General features: G+C 66.4%; 13 protein-coding genes. 6 read left to right on the forward strand and 7 right to left on the reverse strand.

Features of this window, described 5'->3' with window-relative positions:
* Position 1 precedes the first annotated feature (1 nt).
* Positions 2 to 2,263: a TonB-dependent receptor gene (locus ACOJB8_RS00380; RefSeq protein WP_342946714.1), complete on the reverse strand. Its 2,262-nt coding sequence runs from the start codon at positions 2,261 to 2,263 to the stop codon at positions 2 to 4.
* Positions 2,264 to 2,498: 235 nt separating this feature from the next.
* Between ACOJB8_RS00380 and ppnP the strand changes: the two genes are divergently transcribed.
* Positions 2,499 to 2,819: a pyrimidine/purine nucleoside phosphorylase gene (gene ppnP / locus ACOJB8_RS00385; protein ID WP_342946715.1), complete on the forward strand. Its 321-nt coding sequence runs from the start codon at positions 2,499 to 2,501 to the stop codon at positions 2,817 to 2,819.
* A 175-nt stretch (positions 2,820 to 2,994) separates the two neighbouring features.
* Positions 2,995 to 4,395: a chloride channel protein gene (locus ACOJB8_RS00390; protein WP_428995938.1), complete on the forward strand. Its 1,401-nt coding sequence runs from the start codon at positions 2,995 to 2,997 to the stop codon at positions 4,393 to 4,395.
* Between the two features lie 4 nt (positions 4,396 to 4,399).
* Here the strand turns inward: ACOJB8_RS00390 and ACOJB8_RS00395 are convergent, their stop codons facing one another.
* The 4 genes from ACOJB8_RS00395 to ACOJB8_RS00410 form a co-directional block, all read right to left on the reverse strand.
* Positions 4,400 to 5,548 carry an enoyl-CoA hydratase/isomerase family protein gene (locus ACOJB8_RS00395; protein WP_342946716.1) on the reverse strand — a complete coding sequence of 383 codons (1,149 nt, stop codon included), beginning with the start codon at positions 5,546 to 5,548 and terminating at the stop codon, positions 4,400 to 4,402.
* 3 nt (positions 5,549 to 5,551) lie between these two features.
* Complete coding sequence (locus ACOJB8_RS00400) at positions 5,552 to 6,337, reverse strand: enoyl-CoA hydratase (protein ID WP_069261740.1); 786 nt, start codon at positions 6,335 to 6,337, stop codon at positions 5,552 to 5,554.
* Positions 6,338 to 6,356: 19 nt separating this feature from the next.
* The gene (locus ACOJB8_RS00405) at positions 6,357 to 8,081 is read right to left on the reverse strand and encodes an AMP-binding protein (RefSeq protein ID WP_342946717.1); all 1,725 of its coding nucleotides are present in this window, start codon (positions 8,079 to 8,081) and stop codon (positions 6,357 to 6,359) included.
* Between the two features lie 109 nt (positions 8,082 to 8,190).
* Positions 8,191 to 9,324, reverse strand: a complete 1,134-nt coding sequence (locus tag ACOJB8_RS00410) for an acyl-CoA dehydrogenase family protein (RefSeq protein ID WP_475010474.1) — start codon at positions 9,322 to 9,324, stop codon at positions 8,191 to 8,193.
* Between the two features lie 226 nt (positions 9,325 to 9,550).
* Here ACOJB8_RS00410 and ACOJB8_RS00415 point away from each other — a divergent pair, with 226 nt between their 5' ends.
* From ACOJB8_RS00415 to ACOJB8_RS00425, 3 genes are all read left to right on the forward strand, one after another.
* Positions 9,551 to 10,561 carry an AraC family transcriptional regulator gene (locus tag ACOJB8_RS00415; protein ID WP_475010475.1) on the forward strand — a complete coding sequence of 337 codons (1,011 nt, stop codon included), beginning with the start codon at positions 9,551 to 9,553 and terminating at the stop codon, positions 10,559 to 10,561.
* A gap of 74 nt (positions 10,562 to 10,635) precedes the next feature.
* Entirely contained in the window at positions 10,636 to 10,911 is a 276-nt protein-coding gene (locus ACOJB8_RS00420) for a DUF4148 domain-containing protein (protein WP_069261736.1), read from the forward strand.
* Positions 10,912 to 11,246: 335 nt separating this feature from the next.
* Entirely contained in the window at positions 11,247 to 12,548 is a 1,302-nt protein-coding gene (locus ACOJB8_RS00425; RefSeq protein ID WP_069261735.1) for an NCS2 family permease, read from the forward strand.
* Positions 12,549 to 12,862: 314 nt separating this feature from the next.
* Here the strand turns inward: ACOJB8_RS00425 and ACOJB8_RS00430 are convergent, their stop codons facing one another.
* The gene (locus ACOJB8_RS00430; RefSeq protein WP_069261734.1) at positions 12,863 to 13,153 is read right to left on the reverse strand and encodes a DUF1488 family protein; all 291 of its coding nucleotides are present in this window, start codon (positions 13,151 to 13,153) and stop codon (positions 12,863 to 12,865) included.
* Positions 13,154 to 13,496: 343 nt separating this feature from the next.
* Entirely contained in the window at positions 13,497 to 13,718 is a 222-nt protein-coding gene (locus tag ACOJB8_RS00435) for a DUF2964 family protein (protein ID WP_069261733.1), read from the reverse strand.
* Positions 13,719 to 13,962: 244 nt separating this feature from the next.
* Here ACOJB8_RS00435 and ACOJB8_RS00440 point away from each other — a divergent pair, with 244 nt between their 5' ends.
* Positions 13,963 to 15,933, forward strand: coding sequence for a sigma-54-dependent Fis family transcriptional regulator (locus tag ACOJB8_RS00440; protein ID WP_475010480.1), 1,971 nt, complete (start codon positions 13,963 to 13,965; stop codon positions 15,931 to 15,933).
* Positions 15,934 to 15,956 lie beyond the last annotated feature (23 nt).

Genomic DNA, 15,956 nt, shown 5'->3' on the forward strand with positions numbered 1-15,956 from the left:
ATCACTGATAGAAGTTCACCGTCACCACCGCCGAGCGGCCCGGCGCCCAGGTTGCGTAGATCGGATATGCGCTCTGGTAGTACGCCTTGTCGAAGATGTTGTTCACGTTGAGCTGCAGATCGATTTTCTTCGACACACGCCACGTCGCCGCAGCATCGAAGCGCGCATAGCCCGGCGTCCACTTGCGCGACGTCGCCGAAACCGATGCATACGTCAGGCTCGAAACCGTTGCGCCCGCACCCACCGTGAGCTTTGGCAGCACGTCGTAGCTCGTCCACAGCGTGAAGTTGTGCTTGGGCACCATCACCATCGGCAAGCCGGAGAGCGTGGGGCTCGCCGGGCCGGCATCGGTCGTGATCGCATCGAGATACGAATAGCCGCCGAACACGGACCACTTGTTCGTCACGTTGCCCGCGAAACCGAACTCGAAGCCGCGCACGCGTTGCGAGCCCGCGTTGATCGTGCCGCCCAGGCCGTCGCTCACGCGCGCGTTCGTCTTGTCGGTCTGGAACAACGCGGTGGTGAGCGAGAGGCGCTGATCGAGCACGTCCCACTTCGCGCCCACTTCGATATTGCGCGAGCGCTCGGGCGCGAGGTCCTTGTTCGTAGCCGTGATCTGGTCCGTGCCGCCCCCGAGACCCGAATTCGAGCCCGGCGGATTCGCCGAGGTGCCGTACGACGCATAAAGGCTCAAGGTCGGCACCGGCTTGAACACGAGGCCGAACTGGTAGCTGAAGAGATTCGACGTGTTCGACAGATCGGCCACGCCCGCCTGCTGCGCGCTCACGTCGTAGCGGTCGAAACGCAAGCCCGCGTTGAAGATCCAGCGCTCGGAAAGCTGCACGCTGTCGAACATGTACGCCGAAGCGATATTCGTCTGCGTATGCGTGGCAGGTCCCGGGAAGCTCTTGTCGCCATTGAGGACGATGCTGCCCGTCCACGGGTTATTCGGGTTCCAGTTGTTGATCGACGCGCAGTTGTACGCAACCGAGCACGGGCCGCCCGAGCGGATGTTGTTGCCCGCCGAATCGGTCACGAGATAGCCCTCGTACAGGTCCTGCTCGTGGCTGAATTCCACGCCCGCCGTGAACGTGTGGCGCATGCCGTAGAGATCGAACCTGGCCGAAGCCTCGGTCTGGTTCGCGACGCTGTTGGTCGCGTACTTGCCGCTCTTGGCCTGCAGGCTGAGCAGGTTCGAGGTCGCGTTCGTCAACTGCGGATTGGTCGCCACGTAGTCGAGCGTCGAGCGGCCGAACATCGTGGTGTTCTTGATCTTCCACGCGTCGTTGATGCGGTGCTCCACCTTCACTTCACCCGTATCGGTCTGGCCGTAGCGGTAGTCGCGCGAGTTCAGGCCGTAGAACTGGCCGCGGTTGGACGACACCGGCGTGCCGCCCGTCGAGCGGAACGGCACGCTGAAGTCGGGCATGTCGTAGGTGTTCAGGTGGTAGTAGCTCACCGTGACCGTGGTCGGCGTGTTCAGGCCGAACGCGATCGAGGGCGCCACGCCCCAGCGCTTGCTGTACACGTCGGTGCGACCGGCCTGGTCGGCGTCGTGGCCCATGGCGTTCAGGCGGAACGCGGTGGTGTCGTTGAGCGTCTGGTTCCAGTCGATGGTGGCGCGCCTGTAGCTATCGGTGCCAAGGCCCACGCTGCCGTTGATGAAGTTGTCGGCCTGCGGCGTTTTCGTCGTGATGTCGATGCTGCCGCCTACCGACCCGCGCCCGGCATACACCGAGTCCGGACCCTTGATGACGCTGATGTTCTGCACATCGAAGGTTTCGCGGTTCTGCACGCCCGAGTCGCGCATGCCGTCCACGAAGATCGAGTTGCGCGACTCGAAGCCGCGAATCACGGGCCGGTCCGCGGACGGATTCGCCGCCGCGTCGCCGCCCAGGAACGTGATGCCGGGCACCGTACGCAGCGCGTCCTGGAACGTCGTGACGTTCTTCTGCTTGAGCACCTCCTCAGGAATCACCGTGATGGAGCGCGGCGTGTCGATGAGCGGCGCGGTGAACTTGTACGACCCGAGCGTTTTGGTCTGCATCTCGGAAGGCGCCGAAACGACCTTCACGGCGGGCAGCGTGCTTTCCGTGGCCGCAGTAGACGATGCGGGCGGTGCTGCCGCTGCACTCGCGGCGGCAGGACTATCGGCGGCGGGCGCGGTTTGCGCGTGAACGAGCGGCGATGCGAAGAAACCGGAGCAATAGAGCGCAGCGACGGAGGCGATGGCGCGCATCCGCGTCGGGAAATGGACGGACATGAGTAGGCGAGTTGGTCGGCGAATTATCGTAGTTGCAAATGCGCATGATTCTCATTTGTGATAGCGATTGTAATAACTGGTCATTTGTTTGTAAATATCCAATTCGCAAACCGAATGGCTGTACGGCGATGCCATGCGCCCGCCGCGCCCGACTGCCGGTATGATGGCGGCCTCGCCCCGGACGAGAAGTCGTCCCGGCGCCCGGTTCCATTCACGAAGACAGAGGAAGACCGCCATGACGGCAGCAGCACAATTCGACCAGGTTTCCGTAATCAAACGCGCCAACGTCTACTTCGACGGCAAGTGCGTGTCGCACACCGTGCTGTTCGCCGACGGCTCACGCAAGACGCTCGGCGTGATCCTGCCGGGCACGCTGAACTTCGGCACCGACGCCGCCGAACTGATGGAAGTGCAGGCCGGCCAGTGCCGCATCCGCCTCGAAGGCACCGACGAGTGGAAGACCTACGGCGCCGGCGAGTCTTTCTCCGTGCCGGGCAAGAGCCGTTTCGACATCGAAGTGGTCGAGACGCTCGACTACGTTTGCAGCTACCTGTAAGCGCTGCATCGATTCGAACGCCCGCCGCGTGACGCGCGGCGGGCGTTTTCGCTTTTGCCGAACCTTGGGGGGGACGTGCCGGGCGCGCCGAACGTGCTCGACGCGCCGCCCCCATGCCCTCGCTACAATGGGCGCCAGCCCGTCGCCTGGCGACTCCCACGCCTGTCTTCCCGCCGTGTCATCCTTCCCGCACCAACCCGCGCCCCAACCCGCGCCGCGCCCTCGCGCCAACGCCGATCGTCCGCCGCCACGCAGCCCGCTCGTCACGCTGGCGATCGTGACCGTGCTCACCGGCATCGGCGCGGGTCTCTCCGGCATGCTGCTCGCGCTGCTGCTGCATGCGATCCAGCACGTCGCCTACGGCTACGGCGCGGGGCACATCATCGGCGAGGAGAGCTTTCTGCAGGGCGTGACCGATACCGCGCCCTCGCGGCGCGTGGCGGTGCTCGTGGCGTGCGGGCTGATCGCCGGAGGGGGATGGTGGGCGCTCTATCGCTACGCGCGCCCGCTCGTGAGCATCAGCGCGGCGATCAAGCCGGGCGGCAAGCGCATGCCCATTTTTGCGACCACCGTGCACGCGCTGCTGCAGATCGTGACCGTCGCGATGGGTTCGCCGCTCGGGCGCGAAGTCGCGCCGCGCGAGATCGGCGCCGCGTTTGCGAGCTGGCTCGCGAAGCGCACCGGCCTCACCGCCGCGGAGCGCCGCGTGATGATCGCGTGCGGCGCGGGCGCGGGGCTCGCGGCTGTCTACAACGTGCCGCTGGGCGGCGCGATGTTCGTGCTCGAAGTGCTGCTCGGCACGTTCGGCTGGTCGGTGGCGGTGCCGGCGATCAGCACCTCGGCCATTGCGGCCGTGATCGCATGGATCGGTCTCGGCGACGCGCAGCAATACCACGTGCCCGCCTACGGCATCAATGCGCAGCTCGTGGTGTGGTCGGTGCTCTGCGGGCCGGTGTTCGGCGCAGCCGCGCACGGTTTCGCGCGCCTGACGAGCCGCGCGCGCGACGCCTCGCCCAAAGACTGGCGGCTGCCGCTCTACACGCTCGTCAATTTCGCGGGCATTGGCCTGCTGGCCATCTGGTTTCCGCAGTTGCCCGGCAACGGCAAGGGCGCGGCCGGCCTGAGCTTCGACGACAATCTCGGCATTGGCCTCGCGGCGACGCTGCTCGTGCTGCGCGTCTTCATCACGACGACCACGTTGCGCGCAGGCGCCAAGGGCGGCCTGCTCACGCCAGGGCTCGCGAACGGCGCGTTGCTCGCCATCGTGATCGCCGGGCTGGTGAACCATGTTTGGCCGGGTCTATCGCCGGGTGCATTTGCGATCGTCGGCGCGGGTGCGTTTCTCGCGTCCTCGATGCAGATGCCCGTCACCGCGACCGTGCTGATTCTCGAATTCACGCACGCGAATCACGATCTCGCGATCCCGCTGCTGCTCGCCGTGGCAGGTTCGGTCGCCACGCTGCGGCTGCTGACGCGTGCGCAGAGCCCCTCCCACGGCACGCCAGCAGTTGGCGCCGAACGTGAACTGCGCCTCGCCGCCCTGCGCGAGCCTTCGGCGCGCGAGTCTTCCGACTGAACCGTTATGCGCCGAGGTCCGCCAGCGGATGCGCCTCGCCGCGCCACGGCGACGCAAGAAAATGCTGCACGCGTTCAGGCCGCACCTCGACGAGCGTGGCGGGCGCCCAGCGCGGCTTGCGATCCTTGTCGACGAGATGCGCGCGCACGCCTTCGCAGAAGTCGCCTTCCTCGATCGCACGGCCAACGATGCCAAGCTCCATGCGGAAGCACTCGGCGAGCGTCATCTGGCGGCCTCGCAACAGCGCTTCGCGCGTGACTTCGAGCATCGTCGGCGAATAGTGCGTGAGCGCTTCGAGTGTGGATTCGAGCCACGCTCGTTCGGCTTGCGCGTGTTCGCGTTCGAGGTCGGCGCGCAGCGATGCGACGATCTGCTCGACACGCAGACGGCGGTCGAAGTGCCGCACGATGAGCGGCGTGAAGGAAGCGAGCGCACCATCGCTAGCCTCGTGACACGGCGCGACGAATACTTCGCGCAACGAAGCATGCACATCGCCCGACCATTGCGCGGCGAGCAGACGCGCCTCGTAGCCATCGAGCCATTCGCCCGGCACACAGGCATCCGCAAGGCCGCAATGCAGCGCGTCCGCGCCGCTGAGCATTGCGCCGGTCAGGCCCACGTAAAGCGCCATGTCCACCGGCATCTTCGCGAGGAAGTGCGTCGCGCCCACATCGGGCAAGAGCCCGATGCGCGTTTCCGGCATCGCGATCTTCGTGCGCGAAGTCGCCACCCGCAGCGCCGCCGCCTGGCCTAGACCCATGCCGCCGCCCATCGTCACGCCGTCGAGCAGCGCGACGAGCGGCTTGGAAAACGCGTGCAACGCGTAGTCGAGGCGATATTCGTCGACGAAGAATCGTTGCCAGCCATTCGCGCCTTCGCGCGCTTTCTCGCGTGCGAGCCGATAGATCGCGCGCACGTCGCCGCCCGCGCAAAAACCTTTCGGGCCCGCACCTTCCAGCACGAGCGCGACGATGCCGTCGTCTGTGCGCACGCGTTCCAGCAGCACAGCCAGCTCGCGCACCATGGCGTGCGAAAGCGCATTGAGCGCAGCGGGCCGGTTGAGCGTGACGATCGCCACGCGATTGACCACGCGAAACAGCACGTCCTGTTCGGCTTCCGTTGCAGCCTTGGCGGAAGCGGGTGTTGCATTCATTGCCTAGTTCTCCGTTTCAATGTGCCAGCGTGGCTTGCGCTTCTCCAGAAACGCGTTGACGCCCTCGCGCTGGTTGGGCGAATCGAACAGATCGACGAAGCGCTCGCGCTCGACGGCGAGCGCGGCGCTGCGCGGCACGCCGTTGCGCGCCTGATGGATCAGCGATTTGCTGAAGGTGACCGCCTGCGGGCTCAAGCCCGCCACGCGCGCGGCCATGGCGAGCGCGGCCTCGCGCGCGCCGCCGGTTGCGACGACTTCTTCCACGAGACCGATGCGCAGGGCCGTTTGCGCGTCCACGCGTTCGCCCGTGAGGATGATGCGCTTGGCCCAGCCTTCGCCCACGAGCCAGGGCAAGGTCTGCGTGCCGCAGCCGGAGGGCAGCAGCCCCACGGCAGGCTCGGGCAGCGCGAGTTGCGCATGCTCTTCGGCAATGCGGATATCGCACGCAAGCGCGCACTCCAGGCCGCCGCCCATGGCATAGCCGTTGATCGCCGCGATGACCACGGGCCGCGCCTTCTGCAGCGCCTCGAATGCCGCGCCGAACGCGCTCGCCGCCGTGCGTGCGACCTCGCGATCGCCACTGGCGAAGGCGTTGAGGTCGGCGCCCGCGCTGAAGAACTTCGGCCCGCTGCCGGTGATGACGACCGCGCGCACCTGCGGCTCGCGGTCGAACGCCTCGATGACCTGCTGCAGCTGACGCAAGCCGTCGACTGTAAAGGCATTCGCGGGCGGCCGCGAAAGCGTGAGCAGGGCCACCGCGCCCTCATGCGCGTACTCGAATTCGATCATTTCGGACTCCGTGTGGATATCAGCGCAGCTCGGGGAAATCTTCTTCCCAATACTCGTCGGGCTGACGCGCCGGTTCGGCGCTGCGCTCCATTTCGCGCCGGCGCAGCTCGACGCGGCGGATCTTGCCCGAGATGGTCTTGGGCAGGTCGCTGAACTGCAGGCGGCGAATGCGCTTGTACGGCGCGAGCTTTTCACGCGAGAAGCGGAACACCTCGCGTGCGAGTTCGGGGCCCGCCTCGAAGCCCTGACGCACGATGACGAAGGCCTTCGGCACGGACAGGCGCAGCTCGTCCGGACTCGGCACGACCGCCGCCTCGGCGATCGCCTCGTGTTCGATCAGCACGCTCTCCAGTTCGAACGGGCTCAGGCGGTAATCGGACGACTTGAACACATCGTCAGCGCGGCCCACGTAGACGTAATAGCCGTCGTCGCGAAGCAAGGCGACATCGGACGTGTGGTAGTAGCCGTTGCGCATGGCGTATTCGCTCGCCTTCGCGTTGTTCGCGTAGCCCGTCATCAGGCCGAGCGGACGCTGCGCCGAATCTCGCCCAATCGGCAGCGCGATTTCGCCCTCGCTTGCGGGCTGATCGTCGGCATCGACGAGTTCCACGCGGTAGCCCGGCAGCGGCCGTCCCATCGAACCCGCCACCACGGGCTGCCCCGGCGAATTGCCGATCTGGCAGGTCGTTTCGGTCTGGCCGTAGCCGTCGCGGATCGTAATGCCCCACGCGTGGCGCACGCGCTCGATGATCTCGGGATTGAGCGGCTCGCCCGCGCCCACGATCTCGCGCAGCTTCACCGCATAGGTTGCGAGCGGCTCCTGCACGAGCATGCGCCACACCGTGGGCGGCGCGCACAGCGTGGTCACACCGCATTGCACGATGGCGGCGAGCGTGTCTTTCGGCACGAAGCGCGCGTAGTTGTAGACGAACACGCAGGCCTGCGCGTTCCACGGTGCGAAGAAGCAACTCCACGCATGCTTGGCCCAGCCCGGCGAACTGATGTTCCAGTGGATGTCGCCGGGCATGAGGCCGATCCAGTACATCGTCGAAAGGTGGCCTACGGGGTAGCTCTCATGCGTGTGTTCGACGAGCTTGGGCTTCGAGGTCGTGCCCGAGGTGAAATAGAGCAGCAGCGGGTCGGCGGCGCGCGTCGGGCCGTCGGGTTCGAACGCGGGGCTCGCTTCGTACGCGCGCGAAAGGTCGATCCAGCCTTCGCACGCACCGGGCGCCGCGCCTACCGCGATGCGCTTCACGCTGGGGTCGAGTGCATCGAATTTGCCGAGTTCGGCGGCGTCCACGACGACGCAGCGCGCGCCGCCCGTTTCCACGCGTTCGCGCACGTCGTCGGGCGAGAGCTGCGTCGTGGCGGGCAGCACGATGGCGCCCAGCTTCATCGCCGCCAGCATCACGTCCCAGAGTTCGACGCGATTGGGCAGCATCAACAGCAAGCGGTCGCCTCGCGCCACACCCTGCTCGCGCAAAAAATTCGCCATGCGCGACGAACGCTCCGACATCTGCGCGAACGAATAACGCGTGCCGCCGTCCGCGAGGTCGTCGACGATCCAGAGCGCCGGGTTGTCGTTGCCGCGTGCCATCACGTCGAAGTAGTCGAGTGCCCAGTTGAACGTGTCGAGCTTCGGCCACGCGAATTCGTCGTACGCGCGTGCGTAGTCGGTGCGGTGACGCAGCAGCAGCTCGCGTGCGTCGATGAAGGCCTGCGCGGAAGGGGTGAACCCGGTCATCGTCGTCTCCTGTCGAGCCGGAGTTGGTGCAAAGCACTTACTCCGGTCCCATGCATAGCTATGGCGCATAAGCGCTCGCTTTTTATTGCTTCGTCTTCCTCACTTCACTTCAAAGCTGCCGTGCAATCACCATTCTCTGCACTTCGCTCGTGCCTTCGTAAATCTGCGTGATGCGTGCATCGCGGTAGTGACGCTCCACCGGATAGTCGTTCAGGAAGCCGTAGCCACCGTGAATCTGAATCGCGTGCGAGCACACTTCCTCGGCCATTTCGGAAGCATAAAGCTTGGCCTGTGATGCCTCGGAAAGACACGGCTTGCCAAGCGTACGCAGCCGCGCTGCATGATGCACGAGATGACGCGCGGCGTTGATGCGCGTATGCATGTCGGCAAGCAGGTTGGCCACGCTCTGATGCTTGATGATGGGCTCGCCGAACTGCACGCGTTCGTGCGCATAGGCACGCGCCGCATCGAAGGCCGCGCGCGCGATCCCCAGCGCCTGCGCCGCAATGCCAATGCGTCCGCCTTCGAGGTTCGCAAGCGCGATCTTCAGCCCTTCGCCGCGCTGGCCAAGCAGGTTCGCTTCGGGAATCGCACAGTCGACGAGCGAGATCGGGCAGGTGTCCGACGCGCGGATGCCCATCTTCTTCTCATGGGGCCCGACGTTGAAGCCCGGCGTTTCGGTCGGCACGATGAACGCGGAAATGCCGCGCTTGCCGGCGTCGGGATCGGTCACGGCGAACACGATGGCAATGTTCGCGCGCGAGCCGTTGGTCACGAACTGCTTGTTGCCGTTGAGCACCCACTTGCCGTCGAGCAGCTCGGCGCGCGTGCGCAGGTTGCTCGCCTCGGAGCCCGCCTGCGGCTCGGTCAGGCAAAACGCGCCGATCAGCTCGCCGCTCGCGAGCTTGCCGAGCCAGCGGTCCTTCTGCGCGTCGGTGCCGAACTGCAGGATCGGCCCGCAGCCCACCGAGTTGTGCACGCTCACGAGCGTCGCGCACGAGGCGCAGCCGGCCGCGATCTCTTCCATGGCGAGCGCGTAGGCCACGTAATCGGTGTACGAGCCGCCCTGCTCCTGCGGCACGATCATGCCGAGAAAGCCCAGTTCACCCAGTTGCTTGACGACCTCGTCGGGCAGCTTGCCGTCGCGATCCCATTGCGCCGCATTCGGCGCCAGTTGCCCGCTCGCAAAGTCGCGCGCGGCGTCGCGAATCATGCGCTGATCGTCGGTATAGAACTCGTCCATGTGTGTCCCCTTCCTGTGTCTCTTGCGCTTGCCTTCCACTTTGGCGCGATGCGGCCCCGGCGGCAAGGCTTACGAAAAGTGTAGGCACGCGAGCGGCCGTATTCGATGCCCGCCACGCTCAAAGTCGCTGATCGGATTTACCATGTCGGCTGCGACCAACCCTTTGGGAGGCGGTTCTATGCAACCGGCGAGAACCCAGACACTGAGCGAAAAAGGCACAATCTCGATGAGCCTCGTGAACGAGACGCTGGCGCTGGCGCGCGCGGGCGGCCTCGAAACCGCGCCACTCACGGATGCCGCCGGCATCGCGCCGGCCGTGCTGCTCGCGCCCGGCGCGCGCGTGAGTGCGGCGCAATACGGCCAGTTGTGGTCGGGCATCGCGCGCGCGCTCGACGACGAATTCTTCGGCCAGGATTCGCACGCGATGAAAAGCGGCAGCTTCATCGCCATGACGCACTCGGCGCTCGGCGCCAGCACGGGCCGCCAGGCGCTGCAGCGCGCCGTGCACTTCATGCGGCTCGTGCTCGACGATCTCTCGGGCGAGATCGACATAGACGCCACGCGCGTGCGCGTCACGCTCTCGCACCGCGCGGGCAAACCCACGCCCACCCTGTTCGCGTACGCGACCTGGTTCATCCTCGTCTACGGGCTCGTGTGCTGGCTCGTGGGGCGCCGCATTCCGCTTCTCGCGGCGCGCTTTCGCTGCCCGCAGCCTGCCGCCGCGCACGAATACCAGCTCATGCTCTGCGACGACATGGCATTCGATCAGCCGGCCACATGGTTCGAATTCGCGCCCGGCTTTCTCGAACTGCCCGTGATCCAGACCGCCAGCTCGGCGCGGGCGTTTCTGCGCAACGCGCCCGGCAACTTCGTCGTGAAGTACCGCAATCCGGGCTCGTTCGCGGCGCGCGTGCGACGCGCGCTGCGCGCCCTGCCCGTCGCCGCGTGGCCCGATGCCGACGCCATCGCGCAGCAGCTGAACGTGGCGCCCGCCACGCTGCGCCGGCGGCTGAGCCAGGAAGGCCACAGCTGCCAGTCGATCAAGGACGAATTGCGCCGCGACCTGGCGATCGCGGCGCTGCAGGAGCCGGGCCGCCCGGTCGCCGATGTCGCCGCCGCTGTGGGGTTCGCGGAGCCGAGCGCGTTCCATCGGGCGTTCCGCAAATGGACCGGACAGCGCCCGACCGACTACCGCACGGCAAGCAACCGCAAAGACGCTTCGAAGCACCGCGGGTAGCCCTCGATCCCCCTTTGAGTTAATGAGATAGCGCCTATACTTTTAGGGTTATCCCTAATACGAAAGGCCTTGCCATGAACTCCCTTCCGCGTGTGACGCTCGGCGTCCTCGCCGCAGCGTGCTGCTTCGCGTCGGCTGCGGCGGTGGCCCAACCGTACGATCCCTCGCAACCGCTGACTCGCGCCCAGGTCCGGGCGGATCTGATCGAATGGCGGCAGGCGGGCTACGATCCGCTCGACTGGATCGACTACCCGGAAAACGCGCAACGCGCGGGCGCGATCGTCGCGCAACGGCGTGCGGCGCGCGGCGGCGCCGGATATGGCGCTCCCGCCGGTCAAATGCAGCAGTAATCGCTTGATTGCAGGACAGGCCGCAGTAACCCGGCACCAGGCGAAGCAACGCCCGGCGCCTGCGAGCGGTCGTGTCCATTTCCTCCCGCCACGGGCGCGATTCGCCGCGCCTTGTCACGCTGGCTACCGCAACGCGCGCTGTTGTACCCGTTCCACGCTCACGACGGCTTTTCTGCGCTCGACGGACAATTGTTTACAATCGCGCCCGTAGCCGCGCGCTGCGGCATGCGCGCGTGTGCATGGGCACGTCAAGGACCTGCCTGCGCCGACTACACGCAAGACACCACACCAACAAGCAGCGAACAACCCGCTCGACTCTCAAGGGCCCGATCTTCATGGACGCCATCAAACGCTATTTCGGTTTCGAAGAAGCAGGCACCAACCTGCGCACCGAAGTGCTCGCCGGTATCACGACTTTCCTCACGATGGCTTACATCATCTTCGTGAATCCGGCCATTCTCGGCGACGCCGGCATGCCGAAGGAAAGCGTATTCGTCGCGACCTGCCTCGTCGCGGCGCTCGCCTCGCTCGTCATGGGCCTCTACGCGAACTACCCGATCGCGCTCGCGCCCGGCATGGGCCTGAACGCGTATTTCGCCTATACGGTCGTGAAGGGCATGGGCTTCACGTGGCAGGCCGCGCTCGGCGCGGTGTTCATCTCCGGGTGCCTGTTCTTCATCGTCACGCTGCTGCGCGTACGCGAGGCCATCGTCAATGGCATTCCACATTCGATCCGCGTGTCGATCACAGCGGGTATCGGTCTGTTCCTCGCGATCATCTCGCTGAAGACCTCGGGCGTGGTGGTCGGCAGCCCGGCCACACTCGTCGAGCTCGGCAACCTGCACGATCCGCACACGATCCTCGCGATCATCGGCTTCTTCGCGATCGTCACGCTCGACGTGCTGAAGGTGCGCGGTGCGATCCTGATCGGCATCGTGGGCGTCACGATTCTCTCGTTCTTCTTCGGCGGCAACCAGTTCCACGGCATCTTCTCGCCGCCGCCGTCGATCATGCCGACTTTCGCGCAGCTCGACATCAAGGCGGCGCTCTCCACGGGCGTGCTCAACGTGGTGCTCGTGTTCTTCCTCGTCGAGCTGTTCGATGCGACCGGCACGCTGATGGGCGTGGCCAACCGCGCTGGCCTGCTCGTGCACGGCAAGATGCACCGCCTGAACCGCGCGCTGCTCGCGGATAGCACCGCGATTCTCGCGGGCTCGGTTCTCGGCACCTCGTCGACCACGGCGTATATCGAAAGCGCCTCGGGCGTGCAGGCGGGTGGCCGCACCGGCATGACCGCACTCACCGTGGCCGTGCTGTTCCTCGCGTGCCTGTTCGTCGCGCCGCTCGCGGGCGTCGTGCCGGGCTACGCCACGGCGCCGGCGCTGCTCTACGTCTCGTGCCTGATGCTGCGCGAACTCGCCGATCTGCCCTGGGACGACGCCACCGAAGTCGTGCCCGCCGCTCTCACGGCGCTTGCCATGCCGTTCACCTACTCGATCGCCAACGGCGTGGCGTTCGGCTTCATCTCGTATGCGGGCCTGAAGCTCCTCACGGGCCGTGTGCGCGACGTGAAACTGATCGTGTGGATCATCGCCGCCGTGTTCCTGTTCCGGTTCTTCTATCTCGGCAACGCGTAAAAGCAAAAGGGTGGCTTTGCGCCACCCTTTTTGTTTTGATACGCCGCTGCCGCCCCCTCAGCATCAAACTTCCCAGCCGCATCACTGCCCCGCACGGCACGTGCTTCTTATCATAGGGAACTATCGTCAGATTCCCTGCACACAGGAGCCGCCACGTGGCAACGTACTCCGCCGCATCCGAACGCTACACGAAACCCGCCATCTTCCAGCGGCAACGCGGCAACCGCGTAAACGAACGCCGCGCCCCAACGGGCGCGGCAAGCAAACTCAGCTGATCGGAAAGCGCCCGCGTCCTGCGGGCGCTTTTTTGTCGACTACGCGTTGGCGTGCGCCTGCACGAAACGCACGTAGCCGCTGCGCAGCACGAGACACTGCGCACGTGTTTCGGAGAGCAAACGGCGCGCGCAGGCCTCGATGCGGTCGCGATGATGGTCGAACGCGCTGAGCATGTCTTCGGCGCGCGGCGAAGCCGCCCCGAAGTGATCTTCCAGCGCCGCCGCCGTGATCAGACACTCCACCCGCTCGCCATCGATCATCGCCGGAAACGCCAAGGTCAGGTCTGGGCCCGAGTACTCGGGCACCTCTTTCGGAAACATGATCTGCATGGGGGTCGCCTTTGGTGGAGGGTGAAAAGGCCGCGTTCAACCGCCTTCGGGCTGCCCCAACCTGGTGCCTGAGAACACCCGATCCGGCTCGCGCGGATCAACACCAACCCTTGCAAACTACACGTTCGCGCAGGTTGATTTGATTCACTTTAGACGACTTCCTGCCGCCCGCAAGGTCGACGTTGTCACATGCCTGAAATAGCCGGCGGCGGCGGCGTCCGAGCCCTGTTTCGCGGGTGCAGCAAGCGCGTGCGCCGTTACGCGCAAAGATACTCTCCTCCCGGCCCTGCGCCAACGCGCTGCGCCGGTTGCCGCATCGCACCATGCGCGCCACCCGGGCGCGTCAGGATTCGCGATGCCGGTGCTGTTCGAGAGATTCGAGGTCTTTCGGGTGCAGGGTGAGCATCACCACGAACGCGACGACCCCAAGAGCCACGGTCACCATTCCGGAGAGCACGACGTTGTCTTCGTCGAAGATCAATCCGTCAATCGCATACCCGAGGCCAAAGAGCGCAACGAACGTGGCGAGCACCGCCACCACGATCCTCAATTCGCCGTGCACCATGACGAACTCCGCTATTCAGCGGGGGCGCGACGCAAATGCGCCCTCACCTTCATCATGGCACTCGCGCCAGTAAACTCAAGACGCAGTTGAGGCGGCGCCCGCGCGGCTGAAACCGCTGCCTTCAACCCGGCTTCAACCCGAATTGGCAGCCGCCGCGTTTCCTGTACCATGAACTGCCCCAGAGGCCCCGCTCGCGCACCCATGTTGCGTCGCAGCGTAGCGCCCAAAACGACTGGAGACACGAGTGACCCGACGCCCCGTCACGCCGCACGACGCGGCCCGCGCGGACGCCATCGCGCAGGCTCACGCGCGCTCGCGCGCACTCGGACTGCGCGCCACTGAAGCGCCCGACTTCGACGCGCTCGCCGCCGCCGACCTGCGCGAACTGATCGACACGAACCGCACGCTCTATCACCAGGCGCGTCCCGTCATGGACGCCTTGCACGCGCAGATCGTCGATACGCAGAGCATGGTGCTGCTTACCGATCGCAACGGCGTGATCCTCCATAGCTGCGCCGACAGCGACTTCGTCGAGAAAGCACAGCGCGTCGCGCTGCGCCCGGGCGTTTCGTGGGCCGAGCAGCATCGCGGCACGAATGCCATCGGCACGGCGCTCGTCGAAGGCCAGCCGACCACGGTGCATGCGGGCGAGCACTTTCTGCGCGCCAATCACATCCTTACCTGCTCGTGTGCGCCGATCGCGGATCCGTATGGGCGCACGCTTGGCGCGCTCGACGTGAGCGGCGAGTCGCGCGGTTTTCACAAGCACACGCTCGCGCTCGTGCGCATGTCGGCGCAGATGATCGAGAACCATCTGTTCAACACCGAATTCGCCGATGCCATCCGGCTCCAGTTTCATGCGCGCGCCGAATTCATTGGTATGCTCTACGAAGGATTGGCCGCATTCTCGGCCGACGGCACGCTGCTCTGCGCGAACCGCAGCGCCCTGTTCCAGTTCGGCGCACCGCTCGCCGAACTGCAGCAGCGCGAGTTCGCGGCGCTCTTCGGTCAGCCGTTCGCGGCGTTCATGCAGCAGATCATGCGCGCGAGCGGCGAGCCGCTCGCGCTCGCACTGCCAAGCGGCGTGCGCGTGATCGCGCGCGCCACGCCCGGCGCGGCCATGTCGGGCGTCCCTACGTTCGCGCGCAGCGCCGTAGCCGACACGTCCCGCTCGCCCTTCACGCCCGCGCCCTCCCAGGCGAAAGCGCCCAACGCCGCCGACACCGCGCCGCAGCCCACGCTCGCCGACCTCGACACCGGCGACGCGCGGCTCGCCGCCGCCCTGCAGCGCGTGGCGCGCGTGCGCGGCCGCGACATTCCGGTGCTCGTGCTCGGCCGCACGGGCACCGGCAAGGAATGGCTCGCGCGGGCGCTGCATCGCGATTCGCCGCGCCGCGACGGGCCGTTCGTCGCGCTCAACTGCGCCGCCCTGCCCGACACGCTGATCGAAGCGGAACTGTTCGGCTACGAGGACGGCGCGTTCACGGGAGCGAAGCGCCGCGGCAGCGCCGGCAAGATCGCGCAGGCGCATGGCGGCACGCTCTTTCTCGACGAGATCGGCGACATGCCGCTCGCGCAACAGGTGCGGCTCATGCGTGTGTTGCAGGAGCGCGCCGTCGTGCCGCTCGGCGGTACGCGCGCGGTGCCGGTGGATTTGCGCATCGTCTGCGCGACGCACCGCGACCTGCGCGCGATGATCGCCGAAGGCACGTTCCGCGAGGATCTCTACTACCGCATCAACGGCCTCGTCGTCACGCTGCCGGCGCTGGCCGAGCGCACCGACCTCGACCCGCTCGTCGCCCGCATGCTCGAGATTGTGCGGCGCGAGGTGCCGGGCGCGCCCGCGCGTCTGACACCGGCCGTTCGGGCGTGCTTCGCGCGCTGCCGCTGGCCGGGCAATCTGCGTCAGCTCGCGAGCGCGCTGCGCACGGCGGCGATCATGGCCGAAGGCGAAGACGCCATCGACATGGAGCATCTGCCCGAAGACCTCATGCACGATTGCGATCCCGCCAGTGACTGCGCGCAGCCGTGCGCCGATGCCTCGACGGAAGACCAGGCGAGCGACACGGAACGCGAGCCCGCGCGCCTCTCCGTCTGGCAGTCGCGGCTCATCGAGGAGACCCTCGCGCGCCACAGCGGCAATGTATCGGCGGCGGCTCGCGAACTCGGGCTCGCGCGCAACACGGTCTACCGGCATCTGCGTCAGCGCCGCTGAGCGTACCGGCCCGACAGGAGCAA

This window comes from Paraburkholderia sp. BR10141 (genome assembly GCF_056155635.1).

What these genes read in the sequence shown, in the direction of transcription:
- ACOJB8_RS00405 (WP_342946717.1), bottom strand. Translation starts at nt 8,081, where the DNA reads ATGACCGGGTTCACCCCTTCCGCGCAGGCCTTCATCGACGCACGCGAG.
- ppnP (WP_342946715.1), top strand. Translation starts at nt 2,499, where the DNA reads ATGACGGCAGCAGCACAATTCGACCAGGTTTCCGTAATCAAACGCGCC.
- ACOJB8_RS00430 (WP_069261734.1), bottom strand. Translation starts at nt 13,153, where the DNA reads ATGCAGATCATGTTTCCGAAAGAGGTGCCCGAGTACTCGGGCCCAGAC.
- ACOJB8_RS00400 (WP_069261740.1), bottom strand. Translation starts at nt 6,337, where the DNA reads ATGATCGAATTCGAGTACGCGCATGAGGGCGCGGTGGCCCTGCTCACG.
- ACOJB8_RS00425 (WP_069261735.1), top strand. Translation starts at nt 11,247, where the DNA reads ATGGACGCCATCAAACGCTATTTCGGTTTCGAAGAAGCAGGCACCAAC.
- ACOJB8_RS00380 (WP_342946714.1), bottom strand. Translation starts at nt 2,263, where the DNA reads ATGTCCGTCCATTTCCCGACGCGGATGCGCGCCATCGCCTCCGTCGCT.
- ACOJB8_RS00415 (WP_475010475.1), top strand. Translation starts at nt 9,551, where the DNA reads ATGAGCCTCGTGAACGAGACGCTGGCGCTGGCGCGCGCGGGCGGCCTC.
- ACOJB8_RS00435 (WP_069261733.1), bottom strand. Translation starts at nt 13,718, where the DNA reads ATGGTGCACGGCGAATTGAGGATCGTGGTGGCGGTGCTCGCCACGTTC.
- ACOJB8_RS00420 (WP_069261736.1), top strand. Translation starts at nt 10,636, where the DNA reads ATGAACTCCCTTCCGCGTGTGACGCTCGGCGTCCTCGCCGCAGCGTGC.
- ACOJB8_RS00410 (WP_475010474.1), bottom strand. Translation starts at nt 9,324, where the DNA reads ATGGACGAGTTCTATACCGACGATCAGCGCATGATTCGCGACGCCGCG.
- ACOJB8_RS00395 (WP_342946716.1), bottom strand. Translation starts at nt 5,548, where the DNA reads ATGAATGCAACACCCGCTTCCGCCAAGGCTGCAACGGAAGCCGAACAG.